The following is a 23,782-nucleotide window of genomic DNA, read 5'->3' on the forward strand; positions in this document are numbered from 1 at the left end:
GTGACGTTCCAGGCCATATCTTTGGCGGTGCTGTTGAGCGCTGAAGACAGGGCTAAACTGAAACGGGCGTGGCGGCATGTGCCAGCCGCGCAGATTGAGAGGACAGGAATGCGCACATTCGACGAGATGTATCAGGACCTGGTTGCACCCGGGGGGGCGGTGAGAGAGCACTATGGCGACTATGCGCAGTGGCTGACCAGACAGTCGCCCGAGTTTCTGCGCGCGCGCAGCGAAGAGGCCGAGATCGTGTTTCGCCGAGTGGGCATCACGTTCGCTGTCTATGGCGACAAGGATGAAAGCGGCGCGGGAACGGAGCGTCTGATTCCCTTCGACCTGATTCCCCGCATCATTCCCGCGCATGAGTGGGCCAGCATGCAGGCCGGGCTGGTGCAGCGCGTGACGGCGCTCAACCGCTTTATCCGCGACTGCTATCACGATCAGGACATGGTGCGTGCCGGTCTGATTCCGCAGGAGCTGGTGCGCGGCAACAGCCAGTACCGCCCCGAGATGGAGGGCATCAAGGTGCCCAACGATGTCTACGCCAATATCGCAGGCATAGACATTGTTCGTGCTCCGGACGCGGCGGGCAACGGCGTGTACTACGTGCTGGAGGACAATCTGCGCGTGCCTTCTGGCGTGTCCTACATGCTGGAAAACCGCCGCATGATGATGCGTCTGTTCCCCGAGCTGTTTTCCCGTAATGCGGTCGCGCCCGTGGCCCATTACCCCGATATGTTGCTGGACACCTTGCGTGCCAGCGCGCCGCCTGGCGTGGCCGAACCGACGGTGGTGGTGCTGACCCCGGGCATGTACAACAGTGCCTATTTCGAGCATGCCTTTCTGGCCCAGCAAATGGGCGTGGAGCTGGTCGAAGGACAGGATCTGGTGGTCGAGAAAGACGTGGTCTATATGCGCACCACGCAGGGCTTGCAGCGTGTGGATGTGATCTACCGCCGCGTGGACGATGATTTTCTGGACCCCGAGGTGTTCCGCCCCGGCTCCACGCTGGGCTGCCCAGGCCTGATGCGGGCCTACCGTGCAGGCAATGTCAATATCTGCAATGCCGTGGGCACGGGCCTGGCCGACGATAAATCGGTCTACCCCTATGTGCCCGAGATGATCCGCTTCTATCTGGGCGAGGAGCCCATACTGCAGAACGTGCCTACCTGGCTGTGCCGCAAGGAGGATGACCTCCGATATGTGCTCGACCACCTGGATGAGCTGGTGGTCAAGGAGGTGCATGGCGCTGGCGGCTACGGCATGCTGATTGGCCCGGCCGCCAGCAAGGCCGAAATCGAGAACTTCCGCCGCATGCTGCTGGCAAATCCTTCGGGCTATATCGCCCAACCCACGCTGAGCTTGTCCACTTGCCCGACCATGGTGGACAAAGGCATTGCCCCGCGCCATATCGACCTGAGGCCTTTTGTTCTGACGGGTACCGAGGTCAATATGGTCGCCGGCGGCCTGACGCGCGTGGCGCTCAAGCAAGGCTCGCTGGTGGTGAATTCGTCTCAGGGCGGGGGCACCAAGGACACCTGGGTACTGGAAGAGCAAGAGGGAGGCCACTGATGCTGTCACGCACTGCAGATCATCTTTACTGGATGTCGAGATATACCGAGCGGGCCGAGAATACCGCGCGCATGCTCAGTGTTTCCTACGAAACAGCCATGTTGCCGCGCAGCATTCGCGATGTGGAACGCGACTGGCACAGCGTGCTGTCCATCAGCGAGCTGGTGCCATCGTTCATGGAGCGCTATCGCACGGTGAACCGGGAAACGGTGCTGGAGTTCATGGTCTCGGACGAGGTCAATCCTTCATCCATCTTTGCCTGCCTGAAAGCTGCGCGGGAGAATGCCCGTGCCGTGCGAGGAGCCCTGACCACAGAGTCCTGGGAGACCCAGAATCAGACCTGGCTGGCGCTGCAGCATGACTTCGGCAGGGATGTCTGGAAAAAAGATCCGGCCCAGTTTTTCGAGTGGGTCAAATACCGCTCGCATCTGTGGCGCGGCGTGTCGCTGGGGACCATGCTCAAGGACGAGGCGCTGCACTTTGTGAGGCTGGGCACTTTCGTTGAACGTGCTGACAACACGGCGCGGCTGCTGGATGTGAAGTTCCATGCCATCGAACGTGACTACCATGGCGTGCAGCGCGGCCGGGGCGCGGCCAGTTTTGACTTCTACCATTGGAGCGCGCTGCTGCGCAGCGTCTCGGCCTTCGAGGTCTATCGCAAGGTCTATCGCGATGTGATCACGCCCGAGCGTGTGGCCGAGCTGCTGATGCTGCGCGCCGACATGCCGCGCTCGCTGCTGGCCAGCATGCGAGAGGTGGTCAAGAATCTGGACCGTGTGGGCAATGACCATTCGCAGGAAACGCAGCGCAAGGCCGGACGCCTGCTGGCCGATCTGCAATATGGCCGTATCGACGAGATACTGACCACGGGCCTGCATGCCTATCTGACGCAGTTTCTCGACCGGGTCAACGATCTGGGTTCAGGCATCAGCCGCGACTTTCTGATGCCCAGTTGAGCGCCGGGAACTACTGAAAAAAAGCGGCCCTTGCAGGGCCGCTTTGCGTTTCGGCTCGACGGAGTGTATTACTCGATCTCGCCCATGAGTGACTGCAGATAGTTCTGCTCGCCAACCTTGCCGATCAGGTCGAGCTGGGTTTCGAGGAAGTCGATGTGCTCTTCGGTGTCGTCCAGAATCTTCTGCAGCAGATCGCGCGAGACATAGTCGCGCACGGATTCGCAGTGGGCGATGCCGTCCTTGATGGTTTGCTGTGCGGCTTGCTCCAGGCGCAGGTCGCAGGCCAGGGCTTCGGGCACATCCTCGCCGATTTGCAGCTTGCCCAGGTCCTGCAGATTGGGCAGGCCGTCGAGCATGAAGATGCGGTCCATCAGCCAGTCGGCGTGCTTCATCTCGCCGATGGATTCCTCGTATTCCTTCTTGGCCAGCTTGTCGAAGCCCCAGTGCTTATACATGCGGTAGTGCAGAAAGTACTGGTTGATGGCGGTCAGTTCGTTCTTGAGCTGGGCTTGCAGCCAGGAAATAACTTGTGCATCACCTTTCATGGAGGCTCCTTCTTTTGCTAGTGGGTGTCATAGGGATTGTCGTCGCTTTATGCGACAGATCAAGAAAGTCCACGCTCTGGCGCATTAGCTGCATATGAGGCTTGTTCTCGTTTCGCTTACGTTTTGCCTGACGGCAGCTCTCATCTGCGAATTGACAGGCTGATGACAACAAAAGCTATGAGAGCGATTGAAGGACTATTGGCTTGAAGTGGCCAGATTCGGCCCACAATACAAAGCTGAGCTGCAAAGCAATGCGGCTTGGCTCCAGATTCACTGGGAACCATGATTGATAGGTTTGCGCAATCGATTTGATTCAATCAATTGATTGGATTAATTGATTGAGAAACTCTAAACTTCATCCTGTCATCAACACCAACCACAAGGAAACAGCAAATGTCTTCTCTGATCAATACACAAGTTCAACCGTTCAAGACTGAAGCTTACGTGAACCGCAACGGCAAGGGTGAGTTCATCACCGTGACCGAAGAGAGCCTGAAGGGCAAGTGGTCTGTGGTGATCTTCATGCCTGCCGCTTTCACTTTCAACTGCCCTACCGAAATCGAAGACGCAGCGAACAACTACGCTGAATTCCAGAAGGCCGGTGCCGAGGTCTACATCGTGACCACCGACACTCACTTCTCGCACAAGGTGTGGCACGAGACCTCCGACGCCGTGGGCAAGGCTCAGTTCCCCCTGGTTGGCGATCCCACACACCAGCTGACCAACGCTTTCGGCGTGCACATCCCTGAAGAAGGCCTGGCTCTGCGCGGTACCTTCGTGATCAACCCCGACGGCGTGATCAAGACCATGGAAGTGCACTCCAACGAAATCGCCCGTGACGTGTCGGAAACCCTGCGCAAGCTCAAGGCTGCCCAGTTCACCGCCGCTCACCCCGGCCAGGTGTGCCCCGCCAAGTGGAAGGAAGGCTCGGCAACGATCACTCCTTCGCTGGATCTGGTTGGCAAGATCTAAGCCTGATGACCATCGGCTGAGCGTGCAAGCGCTCTGAGAGCCGGACGACGCTCAGGCAGTTGCTGCCTGTCCGTCCGGCTTTTTTACGCCCAGTTTTTGCTTTCATGGGCGGGCAGGTGCCTCAAACCCACCTTGCTGCATTGCATCAACAACTCTAAATTCAAAGGAATCCACCATGCTTGACGATCAACTCAAAGCCCAACTTGCCGCCTACCTGGAACGTGTGCAGCAGCCGTTTGAGCTGGTGGCTTCACTGGATGACAGCGAGACCAGCGCCCAGATGCGCGATCTGCTGCAAACCATCCAGTCCCTGCGCAGCGACAAGATCACGCTGCGTACCGATGGCAACGATGTACGCAAGCCATCGTTCCTAGTGCAGCGCACAGGCACTGACACCCAGCTGCGTTTTGCCGGTCTGCCTCTGGGTCATGAATTCACCTCGCTGGTGCTGGCCCTGTTGTGGACGGGCGGCCATCCACCCAAGGTGGAGCAGGACGTGATCGACCAGATCAAGGCGCTCGACGGGGACTTCAACTTCGAGGTCTACATGAGCCTGACCTGCCACAACTGCCCCGATGTGGTGCAGGCACTGTCGCTGATGGCTATCCTGAACCCCAAGATCAAGACCACGGTGATCGAAGGTGGTGCCTTCCAGAAGGAAGTGACCGAGCGCGAAATCATGGCCGTGCCCATGGTGCTGATGAATGGCTCGGTCTTTACGACGGGTCGTACGAGCATCGAAGAAATCGTGGCCAAGCTCGACACCGGCGCCGCAGCACGTGAAGCCGAGAAGATTTCCGCCAAGGACGCCTTCGATGTGCTGATCATCGGCGGTGGCCCCGCCGGCGCGGCAGCGGCTGTGTATGCCGCGCGCAAGGGCATTCGTACCGGCGTGGCGGCCGAGCGTTTTGGCGGCCAGGTCAACGACACGCTGGCCATCGAGAACTACATCTCCGTGCTGGAAACCGACGGACCCAAGTTCGCCGCAGCCCTGGAAGCCCACACCCGCGCCTACGATGTGGACATCATGAATCTGCAGCGCGCCGAGAAGCTGATTCCCGCGGCACAGCCTGGCGGTCTGGTGGAGGTGCAGCTGGCCAATGGCGGCTCGCTCAAGGCCAAGACCGTGATCCTGTCCACCGGCGCACGCTGGCGCAATGTGAACGTGCCCGGCGAAGCCGAGTACAAGAACAAGGGCGTGGCCTACTGCCCGCACTGCGACGGTCCGCTGTTCAAGGGCAAGCGCGTGTCGGTGATCGGCGGCGGCAACTCCGGCATCGAGGCTGCGATCGACCTGGCAGGTCTGGTGGCCCATGTGACGGTGGTGGAGTTTGCCGATCAGCTCAAGGCCGATGCCGTGCTGGTCAAGAAGCTGCACAGCCTGCCCAATGTGACGGTGATCACCAACGCCCAGACCACCGAGATCACCGGTGCCAATGGCAAGGTCAACGGCCTGAGCTACAAGGATCGCGCCACCGGTGCCGAGCACCATGTGGAGCTGGAAGGCGTGTTTGTCCAGATCGGCCTGGTGCCCAACACCGAATGGCTCAAGGGCACGGTGGAGCTGAGCAAGTTTGGCGAAATCCTGGTGGATGCCAAGGGCCAGACCAACCTGCCCGGTGTGTTTGCCGCAGGTGACTGCACGACAGTGCCTTACAAGCAGATCGTGATTGCCGCTGGCGCAGGTGCCACGGCGGCGCTGTCGGCCTTCGATCATCTGATTCGCAACTAAACTGGCCTCTGGCGCTTGTTGGTCAAGCGCTGGAAGCTATCAAAAAAGGACTGCTTCGGCAGTCCTTTTTCTATGCAGCGCCCCAGAGGGACTACAGCGTGAGCAGCATCACCACCACGGCCAGTGCCATCAGTGCCGTGGCAGTCCAGCCCAGCAGGCGGTGGCGGGTGGAAATAGTCAGCTCGCCCATGATGCGCTGGGACTGGCCCAGCCACAGCATCACGGCCATGATGGGTACGGAGATCACGCCATTGACCACGGCGCTCCAGATCAGGGCCTTGATGGGGTCGACCTCCAGCATGCCCAGCAGAGTGCCCAGGCCCGTGGCGGCAATGATCAGGCCGTAAAAGCCGCGTGCTTCATGAAAGCCGTGGGACAGACTGGCCTTCCAGCCCAGCACTTCGCTGACCGCATAGGCTGCCGACCCGGCCAGCACGGGAACAGCCAGCAGGCCCGTGCCGATGATGCCCAGCGCAAACACCGTGAAGGCCAGGTCACCAGCCACCGGGCGCAGAGCCTCGGCGGCCTGGGCCGAGGTCTGGATTTCGGTGATGCCGTTGAGGTTCAGCGTCACGGCCGTGGCCACCACAATGCTCAACGCCACGCCGTTGGACAGCAGCATGCCCACGGTGGTGTCCAGGCGGATGCGGGCCAGATGCTCCTGCACATAGGCGGGGACGCGGCGCAGCGCTGCGGCATCGGGCCGCAGGCGCAGGTCTTCCACTTCCTGCGAAGCCTGCCAGAAAAACAGATAGGGGCTGATGGTGGTGCCCAGCACGGCCACCATCATGGCGGCATAGTCGCGCAGCGAGGCATGGACAGGAAGGAACTGCCAGGGCCGCAGCGACTCCAGTGCCATTTGCTTGAGCGGTACATGCACGACCATCACCACGGCGAAATAGGCCAGCAGCGACAGCGTCAGCCATTTGAGCAGACGCACCGAGCGTTCATAGGAGAAAAAAACCTGGGCCAGCAGGCAAAGCGCGCCAAACAGCAGGCTGTAGAGCATGGTCGGGCCGCCCGCAATCAGGCGTGTGGCCTCGGCCATGGCACCGATGTCGGCGGCGATATTGATAGTGTTGGCCACGACCAGCAGCCCAATCAGGCTCAGCGTCAGCCAGCGCGGGCATAGCTGGCGCATATTGGCGGCCAGACCCCGGCCCGTGGCCCAGCCAATGCGTGCTGAAAGCATCTGGATTCCGATCATCAGCGGCGTGGTCAGCAGCAGCATCCACACCAGGCCAAAGCGCCATTGCGAGCCGGCCTGGGAGTAGGTAGCGATGCCGCTGGGGTCGTCATCGGCAGCGCCGGTGATGAGGCCAGGCCCCAGGCGGCGTGCGGCGGCCATGCTGCGCGGCAGCAGCAGAAAGCCGTGCGGAAACTTGCGGGCGAGAAGACGTTTCATGGCCAGCTCCCGGCAGCTCTGCGGCAGTGCAGGCTGCATGCATTCAAAGGAGGGGAGCAGGGCACGCCAGTGGCGGCACAGACTCTCCGGGCTTGAGGATGGGCCCTCTTGCTCCGGTGTCTGCGGCCAAGGCGGTTGTTGGCGGTGGACCTCAGTGCTGGAGCGAGATGGACCCGTGACTTCGGTCAGGGTTCATGGTGATCAAATTTGTGCTGAAAACAGGGGGATGATGAACCTGCGCCAGATGGCTGGCAAGCCCGTCGTGTGGTCGGCATTCCTAGTTTTTGTAACGGTTTATTTGCGGTTGAGAATTATTCGCATATACTCCGGGGCATTCAGCCAGCAAATGCAGTGCCAGCTACAGGCCGCGAAGCCTCTGACGTTTCGACCTGTAGTTCCCGGTGCACCGCCCAGAAGCCAGCTCTATTCCATTTCAATGAATAAAGAGGGTTTCTGGTATGGCTTATGCCACCGTCTTGCACGCCCGCGCCATGCTGGCGCCACGCTCCAATCTACGTCCGCTGACTCTTGCCTGCACGCTGGCCTGTCTTGCCATCTCGGCCCAGGCGCAGCAAAGTGCGGCAGAAACCGTTCAGGTGGCCGCAGCCCGCGCCGATCGCAGCGCGCCCGTGATGCGTGATGTGGTGGTCAGTGCCTCGCGCGACGAGCAGGACGCCGACAGCCTGCCCATGAGCGTGGACGTCATCGACGCCCGGCAGATGGAGGAGGAGCAAATCGGCGACATCCGCGAGCTGGCGGCCAGGCTGCCCAATGTGGAAGTGCCACGCAGCCCGGCGCGCTTTTCGCTGGCAGGTTCGTCCACCGGGCGCGATCAGAACAGCGGCTTCAATATCCGCGGCCTGGAAGGCAACCGTGTGCTGATGCTGGTCGATGGCGTGCGTCTGCCGCGCAGCTATGCCTTCAGTGCCAACTCCTTTGGCCGCGATTATCTGGATCTGGGTCTGGTTCAGCGCGTGGAGATTCTGCGTGGTGCTGTGCCCGCGCTCTATGGTTCGGACGGCATGGGCGGCCTGGTCAACTTCATCACCGTACAGCCCGATGATCTGCTCAAGGATGGCAAGAACATTGGCGGCCGCGTCTCGGCCAGCTATGACGGCTCGGACAATGGCAAGCGCGTGGGTGCGACGCTGGCAGGCCGTGCCAGCCCGGAATGGAGCTGGCTGCTGTCGGCCGGCATAGGCCGCTCCAGCGCGCTCGAAAACATGGGCAGCAACAATGTGGTGGGTGCGTTGCGCACCACGCCCAACCCCGAGAAGGACAAGAGCCATTCGCTGTTGGGCCGTCTGGTCTACACGCCGTCTGCCGTGCAAAAACATGTGTTCACGCTGGAAAACGTGGACAAGCGCGCGGACTACGATTTGCTGAGCGCACGCACGGCCACGGTGACGGATTCGCGGGCGCAAACCACCATGAAGCGCTGGCGCGCCAGCTGGCAGGGAGAGTGGCGCGAGCTGAATACGGCGATGGCCGATGAAATCAAGCTGATGGCCAGTTACCAGAGCTCGGACTCGCGCGAATTCGTGACCGAAACGCGCACCCCGCCCCTGGCCTATCGCGAGCGCGATGTGACCTATGACGAGGATGCGCTGCAACTGCATGCCCAGGCCGGCAAGACGCTGCGCTGGGGCCGCAATGCCAGCGGCAAGTTCACCTACGGAATGGATTATTTGCGCGGCAAGGTGGTCAATACGCAGGACGGCATCACACCGCCTGCCGGTGAGAGCTTTCCGCTCAAGCGCTTCCCCGACACCACGGAAACATCGACGGCGCTGTTTGCCCAGGCCGAGCTGCACTATGGCGCGTTCAGCCTGACGCCCGGCGTGCGTGCCGAGCACTACAGCATCAAGCCCAAGCAGCAAGGCTTTGGCGGTACGGTGGTCAGCAATTCGGACTCGGCCATCTCGCCCAAGCTGGGCGCGATGTTCCAGATGAACGATGCCTGGTCGGTTTACGGCAACTATGCCGCAGGCTTCAGGGCGCCGAATGCGGGGCAGATCAATGCCTTCTTCGAGAACCCGTTCATGTTCTACAAGAGCATTCCCAACCCCAACCTCAAGCCTGAAAAGAGCAATACCTTCGAAGTGGGTCTGCGCGGCCGCATGAATGCGCTGCGCCTCGATGCAGCAGCCTTTACGGGGCGTTACAAGGACTTCATCCAGGACCAGGTGCAGGTGGCGGGTGAATATGGCGACCGCAACAACCCGGCCACTTTCCAGTCCGTCAATCTGAACCGCGTGCACATCAGCGGCTTCGAGCTCAAGGCCGACTACGACTGGGGCCGGTTTGCGGGAGGTAACTGGCGCACCAATGCTGCCTATGGCTACACCAAGGGCACGGACAAGAGCACCAACAAGCCGGTGGACACCATCTCGCCGCAGCAACTGGTGCTGGGCGTGCGCTATGACAGATCCACCGTTGGCGTGCAGCTCAGCGCCTCGCACTGGGCAGGCAAAAAAGACAAGGATGCGCCTGATCTCTCCACCGGCCGCCCCTTCCTCAGCCCATCAGCGACGGTGCTGGATTTGAGTGCGCAATGGCGTATCCGCCCCGGCACGCGTCTGAACGTGGGCATCTACAACCTGACCGACAAAAAGTATTCGCGCTGGGCGGATGTGCGTGGCTTGAGCCGCACGACGCAGATTGCCGATGCCTATACCCAGCCGGGCCGCAATGTGCGCGTGTCCCTGGTTCAGGACTTCTGATTTTGTAGCTGACGGCGCTTGATGAATAAGCGCTGGAGGCTGTTTTGACTCAAAAACTGCTGGAGTGTGCCATGTCTGTCTACGAGAACACCGCCAATGCCCAGAGTGCCTCTGGCAGCCGCGATGAGGAATATCTGCTGACCGAGGGTGAGGCCCAGCTCGCCACGGTGCTGGCGTTGATGACCGGCTTCAGCCAGGGCTGCTGTGCCATGCACCGGGCACCCATGGCGCAACGTGTGGCCGAGCAATTGGTGCGCATGGCCGAGGGCCAGGACGGCGGCGACCGGTCTGGCGACATGCGCCACTTTCTGCAGAAGCTGGGTCAGCGCTGGGCCACCGTGGCCCAGGTGCTGGCACAGCCTGAACCCGCAGTTGAAGACCCGGCTTCGGCCCACGGCTTTGACGACGAATTTTCCCAATCACAACCCCACTGGCATCACAGCCCGGAGACCCTGCAATGAACGCCATCACATCCCCCGAAATCCACACTCTGACCGCAGTGCAGATCCGCGAGCAGTTTGCGCAGAAGCGCCAGCAAGGTCTGCGTGCCAAGGATGCGGCTGAAGCCCTGCATCTGAGCGAGGGCGCAATGATCGCCGCCCATGGCGGTGACCATGAACGTCCGCTCAAGGCCGTGCCGCTGCGCACCGAATGGCTGGAGATTCTCAAGGGCCTCGAAGCCTGCGGCCAGGTGATGGCGCTGACGCGCAACGAATCGACCGTGCACGAAAAAGACGGCATCTACCAGAACCTCTCGGCCCAGGGCCCGGTCGGTCTGGCGCTGAGCCGCGAGATCGATCTGCGCCTGTTCCTCATGCACTGGCATGCCGGTTTTGCCGTGACGGAAGCTGCTGCCAACGGCAATCGCCCGGCCATGCACAGCCTGCAGTTCTACGACGCCGCCGGCCGCGCCGTGCACAAGGTATTTGCACGCGAGGCCACCGATATGAAGGCCTGGAATGCACTGGTGGAGCGCTTTGCCGAGCCGTCCGCCGGCTATGTGTTCCGCGAGCCTGCCGCCAAGCCTGCGATCAAGGCCGATAGCGAGATCGACGTGCCCGCGCTGACCCAGGCCTGGACCGATATGAAGGACACGCATGAGTTCTTCGAGATGCTGCGCAAGCACGGCGCAGAGCGCCAGCAGGCCTTCCGTCTGGTGCCCCGGTACTGCGAGCGCCTGAGCACCGATGCGATTGCACAGCTGCTGGGCGATGCGGCAGTGGACGGCGTTTCCATCATGGTATTTGTGGGCAGCAGCGGCTGCATCCAGATCCATACCGGCCCCGTGAGCAATATCCAGCCCATGGACGGCAAGGATGGCGTGCGCTGGATCAATGTGCTGGACAAGGGCTTCAACCTGCATCTGCGCACCGACATGATTGCCGACGTCTGGGTGGTGCAAAAGCCCACCAGCGATGGTGTGGTGACCTCGGTCGAAGTGTTCGATGCCGAAGGCAACAACATGGCCATGTTCTTTGGCGAGCGCAAGCCCGGCCAGCCCGAGCTGCAAGGCTGGCGCGATCTGGTGGCCGGCCTGCCGCGCAAGGCGGCCGTGGCGGAGGCTGCATGAGCACAACCAGCATTTCCCGGCGCCAGGGCCTGCAGTGGCTGGGCGCGGCCGTGGCGGGCGCGGCCCTGCCGGCCCTGGCCCAGACCGCCGGTGTCACGCCTGGAGCGAAACGGCTGGTGTCGCTCAGTAGCGCGCTGACCGAGGTGGTCTATCTGCTCAATGCCCAGGGCCTGCTGGTGGGCACGGACACCACCAGCCTGTTTCCCGAAGCGGCGCAAAAAACCGCCAAGGTCGGCTATGTGCGTCAGCTCTCGGCCGAAGGCCTGCTCTCGCTCAAGCCCGATGCGGTAATCGGCACCAGCGAGGCTGGGCCGCCCGTGGTGCTCGACCAGATCCGTCAGGCCGGTGTTCGCGTATCGCTGGTTGCGGCCAGGCACAACTGGGCCGAGGTCCAGGAAAAAGTCAGGGTCGTGGGCCGCGAAACCGGCCGCCTGGCTGAGGCCAACAAGCTGCTGGCCCAGCTCGATGCGCAGTGGAGCAGCGTGCAGGCCCAGGTGGGCAAGGCCCAGCGCAAGCCGCGCGTGCTGTTTGTGCTCTCGCACAGTGGCAGCCCGCAAGTGGCGGGCAAGGGCACGGCCGCCAATGCGCTGATGCAGTACGCGGGCTGCGTCAATGCCATCGACCAGTTCGAGGGCTACAAGCCCTTGACGGCCGAAGCCATGGCCAGCGCCGCGCCCGAGGTCATCATCAACACCACCCAGGGCATTGAAGCGCTGGGTGGCGAAGCGGCTTTCTGGAAGCGCCCCGAGCTGGCGCTGACACCGGCCTTTGCCAAGAAAGCGCTGGTGACGCTGGAGGCCAGCCATCTGCTGGGCTTTGGCCCGCGCCTGCCCACGGCGGTGCAGGCCCTGCATATGCGCAGCTTGCAGTGGGTGGCTTGATGAGCACGGTGGCGGTCAAGCCTGCATCGCGGCCCAGGCGCGTGAATCGGCCCGCAGATCGACCTGTAGAGGCATCGCGCTGGCGCACGTCGGCGGGCCGGCTCAGCCGCAGCGCCACGCTGGCGCTGGGCGCTGCGCTGGTGTTGCTGGCCATGGTCTGGGGCGCAGCCAGCGGTGCCTATGCGATTGCGCCCAATCAGTTGCCCGGCATTGCCTGGGACGGGATTCGCAGTCTCTTTGGCGGCGAGGTGCATAGCGGGCCCGAGCATCTGGTGTTTCTCAATATCCGCCTGCCGCGCCTGCTGATGGGTGTGGCTGCGGGGGCCGGGCTGGGTCTGGCGGGGGCCTTGATGCAAGGCCTGTTTCGCAATCCGCTGGCCGACCCCGGGCTGATTGGCGTCAGCAGCGGCGCGGCCCTGGCCGCAGGCGTGACCATTGTGCTGGGCGGCATGTATCTGCCCTGGCTGCCCCGTCATCTGGGCAGTTGGGCCCTGGTGGCCATGGCGTTTGGCGGAGGTCTGGCCGTGACTGCCGTGGTCTATGTGCTGGGTCAGGTCCAGGGGGCTACCCGCATCGGCCTGATGCTGCTGGCCGGCATTGCCATCAATGCGCTGGCGGGGGCCGGTCTGGGCTTTCTGAGTTTTGTGTCCACGGACGAGCAACTGCGCAATCTGCAGATGTGGCTGCTGGGCAGCCTGGGTGCATCGCGCTGGAGTGCGGTGGGGCTGGTGTCGGCCGGCGTGGCTGTCAGCATCATGGCGGCACTGGCGCTGGCTAGGCCGCTGAATGCGATTGCACTGGGCGAAGCCCAGGCCAATCTACTGGGCGTGGCCGTCGAGAAAACCAAGCGCCGCGCCGTAATGGTGGCTGCGCTGGCCGTGGGGGCCGTGACCGCGACCACGGGCATCATCGGTTTTATCGGTCTGGTCGCGCCGCACTGGGTGCGGCTGATGGCAGGGCCTGACCATCGCGTGGTGCTGCCGGGCTCGGCCCTGCTGGGTGCGGCACTGGTGGTCAGCGCCGATGCCGTGGCGCGCACCATTGCCAAGCCTGCCGAGCTGCCGCTGGGCGTGCTCACCGCGTTTATCGGCGTGCCGCTTTTTCTGGCCATGCTGCGCCAGTTCAGGAGCAAGGTATGAGCGCAGCCTCACACATCGAATGCCGCAATCTGGGGGTGGGCGTGGCCAAGGGGCCGCGTCTGGCCACGGTGGATGTGCAGATACGGGCCGGACGCTTTACCGCCATCCTCGGCCCCAACGGCGCGGGCAAATCCACGCTGATGTCCATGCTGGTGGGTGAGCGCCTGCCGCAGTGCGGCCAGGTCTTGCTTGATGGCTTGGAACTGGCTCGCCATGCGTCGCAGGCACTGGCCATGCGGCGTGCCGTCATGCCCCAGGATTGCAGCGTGGCCTTTGACTTCACGGCGCAGGAAGTGGTGGAGCTTGGGCGCTATCCGCATCGCCATCAGCCCGGTGCTGGGCATGAGCAGATTCCGGCGCAAGCCATGGCGCTGACCGGGGTCGATCATCTGGCGCAGCGCAGCATCAACACGCTGTCAGGTGGCGAGCGGGCGCGCACGCATCTGGCCAGGGCACTGGCACAGATCTGGTCAGATGGTGGCATGCCCGCCGACGGAGCGGCGCGCTGGCTGCTGCTGGACGAGCCCACCGCTGCTCTCGACCTGGCCCATCAGCACCATGCGATGCGCTTGCTGCGGCAATGGGCGGGTGAGCAGGGCGTGGGCGTGGTGGCCGTGATTCACGACCTGAACCTGGCCCTGCGCTATGCCGATGATGTGCTGGTACTGGGCGGTAATGCCGGAGTGCATCACGGTGCGGTGCTCGACGTGCTGCAGCCCGCACTGGTTCGACAGGTCTGGGGCATGCAGTGTGATCCGGTGCGCAGCAGCGATGGCGCGTTGCAATATATTTTTGTAGCGGATAGCGCCATGGCTGCTTGAGTTTTAGGGAGTTCTCCTGTTGAAACGACTATCCATCAAGCGCGATGTACTACTGAATGGATAGCGGCCAGTTGCCGCTACCTATTCAGCTATGAACCGTGACTGCAACGAGCTTGAGCACCAGAGGGCGAACCATCACCACGCAGCAAAAAGCCACGGGCATGGCCAGAGCGTAGGCGCTGAGCACACGTTGCAGATAGTTGCCGCCGAAGCCGCTGTTCGCGGCCACGATGGTGCAACTCATCAGAAAAGCCATGATGCCGGCCATATAGAAGGCAAAGACAAAGGGCGTGAACCGCTTGTGCAGCTTGGGTCGATTGAAAGAAGGGGTCATGAAGTCCTGACAAAGATATGGGACTTACGCAAACAAGGGTGAGCAGGAATGCTGCCTTGAGCTGCAGCGCTTGCCTGAACCTGATTTGCGTAAGTCGTGAGATTCGCATTCATATTCATAGCGGATGGCACAGCCTCATAAACGGCTGTAGCTGAAAACATGAATGACTGAAGAGCCCGAACTGTAAGCGCTGCTTCGGGCTGTCGGTAGAGGCCTGGAGCTTGCTGCACTCATAAGCAGAACTTGCGAATGCGATTGGGGATACATTCGCAGTCATGCCGAATCTGCGTGCCATAGAAACCTTTGTCAAAGCCCTGGAGGGCGGCTCCATCGCCTCGGCCGCGCGCCAGCTGGGCATATCGCCGGCAGCGGCCAGCCAGAACATTGCGCGGCTGGAGCGTGAGCTGGGCACGCGCCTGATCACCCGCACCACCCGCTCCATGGCACTGACCGAAGCGGGCGAGCGTTATCTGGCCCGCGTGGCGCCGGTGCTGGAGGAGCTGGAAAAGGCACAGTCCGATCTGTCGCTGATCCATGGCGAGCTGCAAGGCCGCTTGCGCATTGCCTGCATGGCTGCGTTTGGCCGCCATATGTTGGCGCCGCTGTTGCCAGCCTTTGCCGCGCAGCATCCGCGTCTGGAGCTTGAGCTGCTGATCACCGATCGCCATGTGGATGTGCTCAAGGAAGATATAGACATCAGTGTGCGTTACCGCGATGTGCTGGAGCCCGGCATGTCGGTGCGGCAACTGGCCTCGGTGCCGCGTATTCTCTGCGCCTCACCCCAATATCTGCAGCAGCATGGCAGCCCGCAGACGGCGCAGGAGTTGCTCGAACATGCCTGCCTGCTGTACCGGCGTGAGCGCGACGGCCGCATCATGCGCTGGCCTTTTCTGCGCGATGGCCAGCGCACCGATCCGCAGCAGAAGATTGCAGCCATCGGCAGCGATATCGATGCACTGGTGGAGTTCGCCGTGGCCGGCGGCGGCATTGTCTGGGCGGGCAGCTTCATCGTGCATGAGCAGCTGCGCCAGAGGCGGCTGCTGCCGCTGACGCTCAAGCCTGCCCGCAAGGGGCAGTTGCAGTTCGAAGACGCCCCGCTGGATTTTTTCGCCTGCTTCAAGGACCGTAAATATGTGCCGGCCAAGGTCAGGGCCTTGGTGGACTATCTGTTGCAGGAGCTGCCGAAGCAGCAGAGGCTGAGCTGAGCTCTTGGCATTCGGCGGGCCTCAAGTCAGAGCAGCCGAGCAAGAGCCGCCTCGCGGCGAAGGCTGCGTCCCCCTCCCGCGCAGCGAGAGAGGGGGAAGGCGCGGGGCCGCCTAGGCAAAGCGCCTCAGGGGGAGTCTTGATCAATGCCCCAGATGCTGGGGCAGCACTTCCTGCAGGATGGTGGTGGCGATTTCCTCGATCGACTTGGTGGTGCTGGACAACCACTCGATGCCGCTGCGGCGCATCATGGCCTCGGCCTCGGCTACTTCATAGCGGCAGTTCTGCAGACTTGCGTACTTGGAGTCGGGGCGGCGTTCGTTGCGGATGGAGGACAGGCGCATCGGGTCAATCGTCAGGCCAAACAGTTTCTGGCGATAAGGCACCAGTGCCGGCGGCAGCTGCTTGCGTTCGAAGTCTTCGGGAATCAGCGGATAGTTGGCCACCTTGAGGCCGAACTGCATGGCCAGGTACAGGCTGGTGGGCGTCTTGCCCGAGCGGCTCACGCCCACCAGGATGACGTCGGCGCCCGTCAGATCGGTATTGGTCTGGCCGTCGTCATGGGCCAGCGTGTAGTTGATGGCCTCCATGCGTTCCAGATATTCCTTGCTCTCGCTGATATCGGCAAAGCGGCCCACACGGTGCAACGACTTCTGGCCCAGTTCCACCTCCAGCGGGCGTACAAAGGTGCCGAACATGTCAAAGACCTTTCCCTTGCAGGTCGACTCGATCAGTTCCAGATATTCCTGATTGACCAGGGTGGTGAAGACAATGGGCTTCTTGCTCTCGACCGAAGCCACGTGGTTGATCTGGCGGATGGCCTGATGGACCTTGTCCATGGAGTCCACAAAAGGAATGCGCACCAGACGGGGCTTGGTGTCGAACTGGGCCATGATGGCCGTCCCAAAGGTCTCCGCAGTGATGCCGGTGCCGTCAGAAATGACAAATATCGTATGGGTATGCATGGTGCGCGCTTTGATTGGATAAGGGCTAGGTCTGGAATGCCATGCCCCGGACTCTGAAACAGGTTTGAGCCACGCGAAGCGCTTCGGCTCGGCCTACAATGGCGCCCATTATTCCCAAATTCCAACCCATGCTCGTTGACGGTCGACATCCAGAACAGCAAAGCACTGCATTGATGCAGCGTGGGTTCGCGTGCCCCTGGCCATTCAGCCCAGAGGACGCCTGCGTACCGGTTTTTAACTTTGGAGCTTCCCCATGTCTCAACTGTTCGAGGCGACCGCATTGGTCGTTCCGTTTGAAAAACTGAGAATGTCCGATGTCGAGTCCGTAGGCGGCAAGAACGCCTCGCTCGGCGAAATGATCTCGCAACTGCCCCAGGGCGTGCGCGTGCCTACCGGCTTTGCCACCACGGCCCATGCGTTCCGCGAATTCCTAGCCTTTGAAGGCTTGGCCGACAAGATCTCTGCCAAGCTGGCCGCTCTGGACGTGGACGATGTCCGCGCCCTGGCCGCTGTGGGCGCGGAAATCCGTGCCATGGTGGAAAACCAGCCTTTCCCTGCCGATCTGGAAAAGGCCATCCGCGACGAATTCGCTCGCCTGCAGGGCGGCAATAGCGAAGCCTCTTTTGCCGTGCGCTCCTCCGCAACTGCGGAAGATCTGCCCGACGCATCGTTTGCCGGCCAGCAGGAAACCTTCCTGAACGTGGTGGGCATCGAGGACGTGCTGCACAAGATGAAGGAGGTGTTCGCCTCGCTGTACAACGACCGCGCCATCTCCTACCGTGTGCACAAGGGCTTCGAGCACGATGTGGTGGCATTGTCCGCCGGCGTGCAGCGCATGGTGCGCTCCGACCTGGGCGCCGCCGGCGTGATGTTCACCATCGACACCGAATCCGGTTTCGAAGAAGTGGTCTTCATCACCTCCAGCTACGGCCTGGGCGAGACCGTGGTGCAGGGCGCCGTGAACCCTGACGAGTTCTATGTGCACAAGCCCATGCTCAAGGCTGGCAACAAGGCACTGATCCGCCGCAATCTGGGCTCCAAGCTGATCCAGATGATCTTCGCTACTCCCGAAGAGAAGGCTGCCGATGGCAAGCTGGTCAAGACCGTGGACGTGGCCCATGAGCTGCGCAACCGTTACTCGCTGACCGACGAGGAAGTGCAGCAGCTGGCGCATTACGCACTGGTGATCGAGCAGCACTATGGCCGTCCCATGGACATCGAGTGGGGCAAGGACGGTACCGACGGCCAGCTCTACATCCTGCAGGCTCGCCCCGAAACCGTGAAGAGCCAGTCCAAGGGTCAGGCCGAGCTGCGTTACAAGCTCAAGGGCACAGGCAATGTGCTGGCCGAAGGCCGTGCCATTGGCCAGAAGATCGGTACCGGCCCCGTGCGTCTGGTGTCCGACATTTCGCAGATGGATCAGGTGCAAGCCGGTGATGTGCTTGTGACCGACATGACCGACCCCAACTGGGAGCCCGTCATGAAGAAGGCTTCTGCCATCGTGACCAACCGTGGTGGCCGTACCTGCCACGCGGCCATCATTGCGCGTGAACTGGGCATTCCTGCGGTCGTGGGCTGTGGCAACGCCACCGATCTGCTCAAGGCCGACACCCTGGTGACCGTGTCCTGCGCCGAAGGCGATACCGGCAAGATCTATGACGGTCTGATCGAGACCGAGGTGACCGAGGTCAAGCGCGGCGAGATGCCCTCGATCCCGACCAAGATCATGATGAATGTGGGCAACCCCCAGCTGGCTTTTGACTTTGCCCAGTTGCCCAACGAAGGCGTGGGTCTGGCGCGTCTCGAGTTCATCATCAACAACAATATCGGCGTACACCCTAAGGCCATCTTGGACTACCCCGCTGTGGCTCCCGACCTGAAGAAGGCTGTGGAATCCGTGGCCCGTGGCCATGCATCGCCCCGTGCCTTCTACGTGGACAAGGTGGCGGAAGGCGTGGCAACGATTGCTGCTGCCTTCTGGCCCAAGCCCGTCATCGTGCGCATGTCGGACTTCAAGTCCAACGAATACCGCAAGCTGATCGGCGGCAGCCGCTACGAGCCCGAGGAAGAGAACCCCATGCTGGGCTTCCGTGGTGCGGCGCGCTACATCTCGTCCGAGTTCGGCGAAGCCTTCAAGATGGAATGCGAAGCCCTGCGCCGCGTGCGTGAGGAAATGGGCCTGACCAACATCAAGATCATGATTCCGTTCGTGCGTACGCTGGGCCAGGCCAAGCGCGTGACCGAGCTGCTGGCTGAAAACGGCTTGAAGCGCGGCGAGAACGGCCTGCAGCTGATCATGATGTGCGAAGTGCCCTCCAACGCCATCCTGGCCGATGAGTTCCTCGAGTACTTCGACGGCTTCTCCGTGGGCTCCAACGACCTGACCCAGCTGACCCTGGGCCTGGACCGCGATTCCGGTCTGGAGCTGCTGGCTGCCGACTTCGACGAGCGCGACCCCGCCGTCAAGAAGATGCTGTCCCGTGCCATCAAGGCCTGCCGTGACCAGGACAAGTACGTCGGCATCTGCGGTCAGGGCCCTTCGGACCACCCCGACTTTGCCAAGTGGTTGGCCGACGAAGGCATCTCGTCCATCTCGCTGAACCCTGACAGCGTGGTTGCCACTTGGCAGAAGCTGGCTGAATAAGCTGTTGCATCGCCATGCAGACGCCTCAAGCGCCCATGCATGACGATGCTGCGTCGGACGCACTGTTCGACGCTTACGGCAGACCGCGGGAGGTTACCTTCCCGCCGGATCTGCACGACGCGCACCACCTGAAACTCAAAGCCTTGCTGCTGACGGTCTGGGTGGTGTTTTCATTTGGCAGCAGCTACTTTGCACGGGATCTCCAGGCTCTGTTTCCCGATTGGCCCGTTGCCTACTGGATGGCGGCGCAGGGTTCCGTGCTTGTGTTTTTGCTGATCATCGTGGTCTACTGCGTGGCCATGGATTATTTCGAGCGCAAGCAAGCCAAGGAGGATGCCCGCCAAGCGGCATCTGAACACTTAGCCAGCACTACCCCGCATGTCTGAGCGGCCCTTGCTCAGCCGCGCCTATCACTGGCGCCTGCACCGTATTCTTTTTCTCTATGTTCTGGGGGTGCTGGGCTTTCTGGGCGCTATGTTCTGGGCCGAAGCACGCGGCCTTTCACGCCACTGGATAGGCCCTATCTTTCTGTTTTGCACGGTGATGGTCTATGCGGGCATTGGTGTGTATTCACGTACCAGTGATGCCGAGGAGTACTTCGTCGCCGGGCGCCGCATTCCCCCGTTCTATAACGGCATGGCCGCTGCGGCCGACTGGATGAGTGCTGCCTCGTTCATCAGCCTCTCGGGTGCTCTTTATCTGCAAGGTTTCTCGGGAGCAGGCTCGCAACCGGGCGGGCTGGCTTATGTGCTGGGCTGGACCGGAGGCTTTTGCCTGGTCGGCATGCTGATTGCCCCCTATCTGCGGGCCATGAACCTCTATACCGTGCCGGATTTTTTCCAGGCCCGGTTTGGCGGGCGCTGGCCGCGCATCATTGCGGCGCTGGCCGCCATCACCTGCTCCTTCACCTATGTGGTGGCCCAGATCTATGGCGTGGGCCTGAGTGCCGCGCGGCTCACGGGCGTGCAGTTCGAGATCGGCATCATGCTGGGTCTGGGCGGTGTGCTGCTGTGCTCGTTTCTGGGGGGCATGCGTGCCATCACCTGGACACAGGTGGCGCAGTATGTGGTGATCTTGCTGGCCTTCATGCTGCCGGTCTCCTGGCTGGCCTACAAGCAACTGGGCAATCCCTTGGCACCGGTGGTCTACACCCAGCAGCTGAGCAAGATTGCAGCCATGGAGCAGCAGTTGCTGGCTTCCGAAGCCGAGCAATCTGTGCTGGAAGCCTATCGCACCCGCGCTCAGGTGCTGCAGGCCAAACTGCGCGATGTGCCCAATGTGCTGGCTGCGGAGCGGCAGGCGCTGGCAGAGCATATCCGCGAGCTGCGCACCAGCAGCGGCAATATCGGCGCCATCATGGCCGCCAGCCGCGAACTGGCTTCCATGCCCAGGGACGAAGCGACGGCGCGCGAGCGCTGGACGCGCGAGCTGCGTGAGGCCTATGAAAGAGCCAAGCCTCTGGGGGGGATACCGCTGCAGAGCCAGCCCTTCGCCGGCGATCCGCATGGCACGCCCGAGGAGCAGCAGGCTTATGACGTCAGCCGCCGCAATTTCCTGGCGCTGATGTTCTGCCTGATGGTGGGGGCAGCAGGGCTGCCGCATTTGCTCACGCGCTATTACACGGTGCCCTCGGTCTCGGCCGCGCGCAGTTCGGTGGCCTGGTCGTTGTTCTTCATCGGCCTGCTCTACCTCAGTGCACCGGCCCTGGCGGTGATGGTCAAGTACGAGGTCATGAGCAATCTGGTCGGAACGCACTTTGATGCTCTGCCCAACTGGATGGCGCAATGGACGCGTGTGGATGGATCGTTGCTGGCCGTGGAGGATATCAACGGCGACGGCATCCTGCAGTTTGGCGAGATCCGCATGGGTGCCGACCTGATCATTCTGGCCACGCCGGAGCTGGGAGGAATGCCCTATGTCGTATCCGGTCTGGTGGCTGCGGGCGGCCTGGCTGCGGCCCTGTCCACGGCAGATGGCCTGCTGCTGACCATCAGCAATGCGCTGGTACGCGACCTCTACTACCAGGAGCGCCAGCGTGTGGAGACGTTCAAGCGCCGTATCCTGCCCGAGCAGCGCGTGATTCTGTCCAAGTTTGCGCTGCTGCTGGTGGCGCTCTCGGCGGCTTTTGTGGCCGCGCGCCGCTCGGCGGACATCCTGCCCATGGTCTCGGCCTCGTTTTCGCTGGCGGCATCGGCTTTTGTGCCTGCCATGGTGATGGGCATCTTCTGGCGCGGCACCACGCGGCGTGGAGCCGTTGCCGGCATGCTGATCGGCCTGAGTGTGGCGGTGTACTACATGGTGGCCCATGTGCCCGGGCTGCAGGGCGTGCTGCCGCAGGCTCTGCGAACCGACAGGCTGTGGTGGGACATTCAGCCAATCTCGGCCGGTGTGTTCGGCGTGCCCGCCGGATTCGTCGCAACCTTGCTTATCAGCTGGTGGGATGGGCGTCGTGCATTGCGCTTGAAGAAATCCGGACTGGATGGCTGCTGACGCGTGGTGCACCGAGTTGCATGGATTTGTGCTGGCGCAAGCTGCCTGATTGGCTGCACGTAAACCCGCTTTGCTCTCTTTTGCAATCCTGTCACCCTGCGCAGGTTCAAGAGGAAAGTACAGCCATGTATCTGATCAAAACACCAGAGGGGCAGCAGGCCTTCAAGGAGCGCCATGCGGATTTGAGCCAGCGTCTGCGCTCGGCATTTTTGCTGTTTGACGGCAACCGGAGTCTGGCGCAGGTGCTTGATGCCACTGCGGCGCTTGGCATTGGCAAGGACGATATTCTGGGCCTGGTGGAAAAAGGCTGGCTGGAGGAAAAGGCTCAGGCCACCGAGTCTTCCGCCGCCAAGGCTGAGTCCTTGACTGCAGTGTCTGCCATGGTGCCAGCCGAGCTTGATGCGCAAAGCGTGGTCCGTCGCTATCAAAAAGCCTACCCTATGGCTGCGACCATTACTGGCGGGCTGGGGCTCAAGGGATTTCGGCTGAATCTGGCCGTAGAGGCTGCCATGGGTTATGCGCAATTGGTGGAGCTGGCTCCGCGCATCCGAGAGGCAGTGGGTGACAAGGCCTATGCACCGCTGCACAAGGCCCTGTTCGAGGCAGAAGCGACCTAGCTTGCTCTCTGTCCATGAAAAAAGCGGCTTGAAAGCCGCTTTTTTCAGAGTGAGGGTTTGAGTGTCAGTCAGACTGCCAGCAATTCCACATCAAACTTCAGTGTGGCATTGGGAGGGATTACGCCGCCGGCGCCGCGTGCGCCATAGCCCAGGGCTGCGGGAATCAGCAGGGTGCGCTGGCCGCCGACCTTCATGCCTTGCACGCCTTCGTCCCAGCCCTTGATGACCATGCCGGCGCCCAGGGGGAAGACGAAAGGATCATTGCGGTCCTTGCTGGAGTCGAATTTGGCGCCTTGCACGCCATTGTTGTAGAGCCAGCCGGTGTAGTGCACGGTCACGTTCTGACCGGCACGGGCTTCGGCGCCTTCGCCTACAACGGTGTCTTCGTATTGCAGGCCAGAGGCAGTAGTGTTGAAAGCCATGATGGATTTCCTTTCAGCGCAAAGCAGAAAAAGGCGATGGAAAAAAGGGCCGGCCAAGCATGCTTGGGGCCCTTGGATGATATAGGTGGGGTTGCCTGCTCAGGAGGCCTTCAGGCCTCTTCAGCAGCAAGGTCTACTTCTTGGCACGCGCCGCCACCCAGCGGTTGGCGAAGGCCTGAACGTCCGACAGGCGCTTGAGCAGGTCCTGGCCCGCCAGGGTCACGGTGTAGCCGTCGCTGCCATGCTCAAGCAGGCCACACTCGCGCAGCTCTTTGATGCGTGTGTTGAGTGTGTTGGGGGTGATGCCGCCCACGCTGTCTTGCAGCAGGCGGAAAGTCTGTGGATGACCATCCCGCAGGGCCCACAGCACGCGCAGCGCATATCGGCATTCGAGCTTTTCGAACAGCTGGTTGATGGCGGCGTTTTCTTTGGAGCTCATGGACGCTTCTCCTTGCGCAGTGGTGTTATAGAGCCTGGTGCACTTGCCTGTGCGCTCAGTGCCTAGTCTGGTGAACTATAGCGATTAAATTATTTTGCTACAAGTTTAGTAGCTCCAAATCTGCAACTGCAACGCCTTGAGGTGATAAACACGACAAACTGCGGCCAAGTGTTGCGGGGGGGCCACGAAACCAGATAGGACAAGTCTGTGCTTCAGGGTTTATAGCAATACGCCAAGCCTCCAGGCGTGATCGACGGCTTTGGACAGGGCATGCCGGAAGTGCGAGTGCTGGCTTTGTGAGGGAAATTGCAGTGATCTTGGCTGCTAGGCCAATCAGCATATGCGCAGGCAGCTA

The 23,782-nt window shown here is 61.8% G+C and carries 21 protein-coding genes; 15 read left to right on the forward strand and 6 right to left on the reverse strand.

The annotated features are described in order from the left end of the window. Positions 1–108: 108 nt before the first annotated feature. Entirely contained in the window at positions 109–1,569 is a 1,461-nt protein-coding gene (locus QMY55_RS06350) for a circularly permuted type 2 ATP-grasp protein (RefSeq protein WP_283487829.1), read from the forward strand. Continuing rightward, positions 1,569–2,525, forward strand: coding sequence for an alpha-E domain-containing protein (locus tag QMY55_RS06355; protein WP_283487830.1), 957 nt, complete (start codon positions 1,569–1,571; stop codon positions 2,523–2,525). The genes QMY55_RS06350 and QMY55_RS06355 overlap by 1 nt, the downstream gene beginning before the upstream one ends. A 68-nt stretch (positions 2,526–2,593) precedes the next feature. Here QMY55_RS06355 and bfr read toward each other — a convergent pair whose 3' ends face one another. Next, entirely contained in the window at positions 2,594–3,070 is a 477-nt protein-coding gene (gene bfr / locus QMY55_RS06360) for a bacterioferritin (protein ID WP_283487831.1), read from the reverse strand. Positions 3,071–3,463: 393 nt separating this feature from the next. Here bfr and ahpC point away from each other — a divergent pair, with 393 nt between their 5' ends. Continuing rightward, on the forward strand, positions 3,464–4,042 hold the full coding sequence (ahpC, locus tag QMY55_RS06365; protein WP_283487832.1) for an alkyl hydroperoxide reductase subunit C: 579 nt from the start codon (positions 3,464–3,466) through the stop codon (positions 4,040–4,042). Positions 4,043–4,217: 175 nt separating this feature from the next. Continuing rightward, on the forward strand, positions 4,218–5,774 hold the full coding sequence (ahpF, locus tag QMY55_RS06370; protein ID WP_283487833.1) for an alkyl hydroperoxide reductase subunit F: 1,557 nt from the start codon (positions 4,218–4,220) through the stop codon (positions 5,772–5,774). Positions 5,775–5,865: 91 nt separating this feature from the next. On the opposite strand, the gene QMY55_RS06375 is transcribed toward ahpF, so the two are convergent. Beyond that, a complete protein-coding gene (locus tag QMY55_RS06375; RefSeq protein ID WP_283487834.1) occupies positions 5,866–7,179 on the reverse strand; it encodes an NRAMP family divalent metal transporter in 1,314 nt (437 codons plus the stop codon). 458 nt (positions 7,180–7,637) lie between these two features. Here QMY55_RS06375 and QMY55_RS06380 point away from each other — a divergent pair, with 458 nt between their 5' ends. From QMY55_RS06380 to QMY55_RS06405, 6 genes are all read left to right on the forward strand, one after another. Next, positions 7,638–9,902, forward strand: a complete 2,265-nt coding sequence (locus QMY55_RS06380) for a TonB-dependent hemoglobin/transferrin/lactoferrin family receptor (protein ID WP_283487835.1) — start codon at positions 7,638–7,640, stop codon at positions 9,900–9,902. Between the two features lie 71 nt (positions 9,903–9,973). Beyond that, positions 9,974–10,363 (forward strand): hypothetical protein, encoded by a 390-nt coding sequence (locus QMY55_RS06385; protein ID WP_283487836.1) that lies wholly within the window; start codon positions 9,974–9,976, stop codon positions 10,361–10,363. Next, a complete protein-coding gene (locus QMY55_RS06390; RefSeq protein WP_283487837.1) occupies positions 10,360–11,472 on the forward strand; it encodes a hemin-degrading factor in 1,113 nt (370 codons plus the stop codon). The genes QMY55_RS06385 and QMY55_RS06390 overlap by 4 nt, the downstream gene beginning before the upstream one ends. After that, on the forward strand, positions 11,469–12,353 hold the full coding sequence (locus QMY55_RS06395) for a heme/hemin ABC transporter substrate-binding protein (protein WP_283487838.1): 885 nt from the start codon (positions 11,469–11,471) through the stop codon (positions 12,351–12,353). The genes QMY55_RS06390 and QMY55_RS06395 overlap by 4 nt, the downstream gene beginning before the upstream one ends. Further along, positions 12,353–13,492, forward strand: a complete 1,140-nt coding sequence (locus tag QMY55_RS06400) for a FecCD family ABC transporter permease (protein ID WP_283487839.1) — start codon at positions 12,353–12,355, stop codon at positions 13,490–13,492. The genes QMY55_RS06395 and QMY55_RS06400 overlap by 1 nt, the downstream gene beginning before the upstream one ends. After that, a complete protein-coding gene (locus tag QMY55_RS06405; protein WP_283487840.1) occupies positions 13,489–14,313 on the forward strand; it encodes a heme ABC transporter ATP-binding protein in 825 nt (274 codons plus the stop codon). The genes QMY55_RS06400 and QMY55_RS06405 overlap by 4 nt, the downstream gene beginning before the upstream one ends. 85 nt (positions 14,314–14,398) lie before the next feature. On the opposite strand, the gene QMY55_RS06410 is transcribed toward QMY55_RS06405, so the two are convergent. Continuing rightward, entirely contained in the window at positions 14,399–14,647 is a 249-nt protein-coding gene (locus QMY55_RS06410; RefSeq protein WP_283487841.1) for a DUF2798 domain-containing protein, read from the reverse strand. 275 nt (positions 14,648–14,922) lie between these two features. On the opposite strand from QMY55_RS06410, the gene QMY55_RS06415 reads away from it, so the two are divergent. Next, on the forward strand, positions 14,923–15,852 hold the full coding sequence (locus tag QMY55_RS06415; protein WP_283487842.1) for a LysR family transcriptional regulator: 930 nt from the start codon (positions 14,923–14,925) through the stop codon (positions 15,850–15,852). Between the two features lie 141 nt (positions 15,853–15,993). Here the strand turns inward: QMY55_RS06415 and ppsR are convergent, their stop codons facing one another. Then, positions 15,994–16,815 carry a posphoenolpyruvate synthetase regulatory kinase/phosphorylase PpsR gene (gene ppsR / locus QMY55_RS06420; RefSeq protein WP_283487843.1) on the reverse strand — a complete coding sequence of 274 codons (822 nt, stop codon included), beginning with the start codon at positions 16,813–16,815 and terminating at the stop codon, positions 15,994–15,996. A gap of 253 nt (positions 16,816–17,068) precedes the next feature. Between ppsR and ppsA the strand changes: the two genes are divergently transcribed. The 4 genes from ppsA to QMY55_RS06440 all read left to right on the forward strand — a co-directional run bounded on the left by ppsA (position 17,069) and on the right by QMY55_RS06440 (position 22,566). After that, complete coding sequence (gene ppsA, locus QMY55_RS06425) at positions 17,069–19,459, forward strand: phosphoenolpyruvate synthase (protein ID WP_283487844.1); 2,391 nt, start codon at positions 17,069–17,071, stop codon at positions 19,457–19,459. Between the two features lie 14 nt (positions 19,460–19,473). Beyond that, the gene (locus QMY55_RS06430) at positions 19,474–19,845 is read left to right on the forward strand and encodes a DUF4212 domain-containing protein (protein ID WP_283487845.1); all 372 of its coding nucleotides are present in this window, start codon (positions 19,474–19,476) and stop codon (positions 19,843–19,845) included. After that, a complete protein-coding gene (locus tag QMY55_RS06435; RefSeq protein ID WP_283487846.1) occupies positions 19,838–21,949 on the forward strand; it encodes a VC_2705 family sodium/solute symporter in 2,112 nt (703 codons plus the stop codon). The genes QMY55_RS06430 and QMY55_RS06435 overlap by 8 nt, the downstream gene beginning before the upstream one ends. A 125-nt stretch (positions 21,950–22,074) precedes the next feature. Next, positions 22,075–22,566 (forward strand): hypothetical protein, encoded by a 492-nt coding sequence (locus tag QMY55_RS06440; protein WP_283487847.1) that lies wholly within the window; start codon positions 22,075–22,077, stop codon positions 22,564–22,566. 68 nt (positions 22,567–22,634) lie between these two features. Here QMY55_RS06440 and QMY55_RS06445 read toward each other — a convergent pair whose 3' ends face one another. After that, positions 22,635–22,988: an FKBP-type peptidyl-prolyl cis-trans isomerase gene (locus QMY55_RS06445; RefSeq protein ID WP_283487848.1), complete on the reverse strand. Its 354-nt coding sequence runs from the start codon at positions 22,986–22,988 to the stop codon at positions 22,635–22,637. Positions 22,989–23,121: 133 nt separating this feature from the next. Next, positions 23,122–23,427, reverse strand: a complete 306-nt coding sequence (locus QMY55_RS06450) for a winged helix-turn-helix transcriptional regulator (protein ID WP_012206858.1) — start codon at positions 23,425–23,427, stop codon at positions 23,122–23,124. Between the last annotated feature and the right edge of the window lie 355 nt (positions 23,428–23,782).

Origin of the sequence: Comamonas resistens (genome assembly GCF_030064165.1) — a bacterium.
GTDB classification, from domain to species: domain Bacteria; phylum Pseudomonadota; class Gammaproteobacteria; order Burkholderiales; family Burkholderiaceae_C; genus Comamonas; species Comamonas resistens.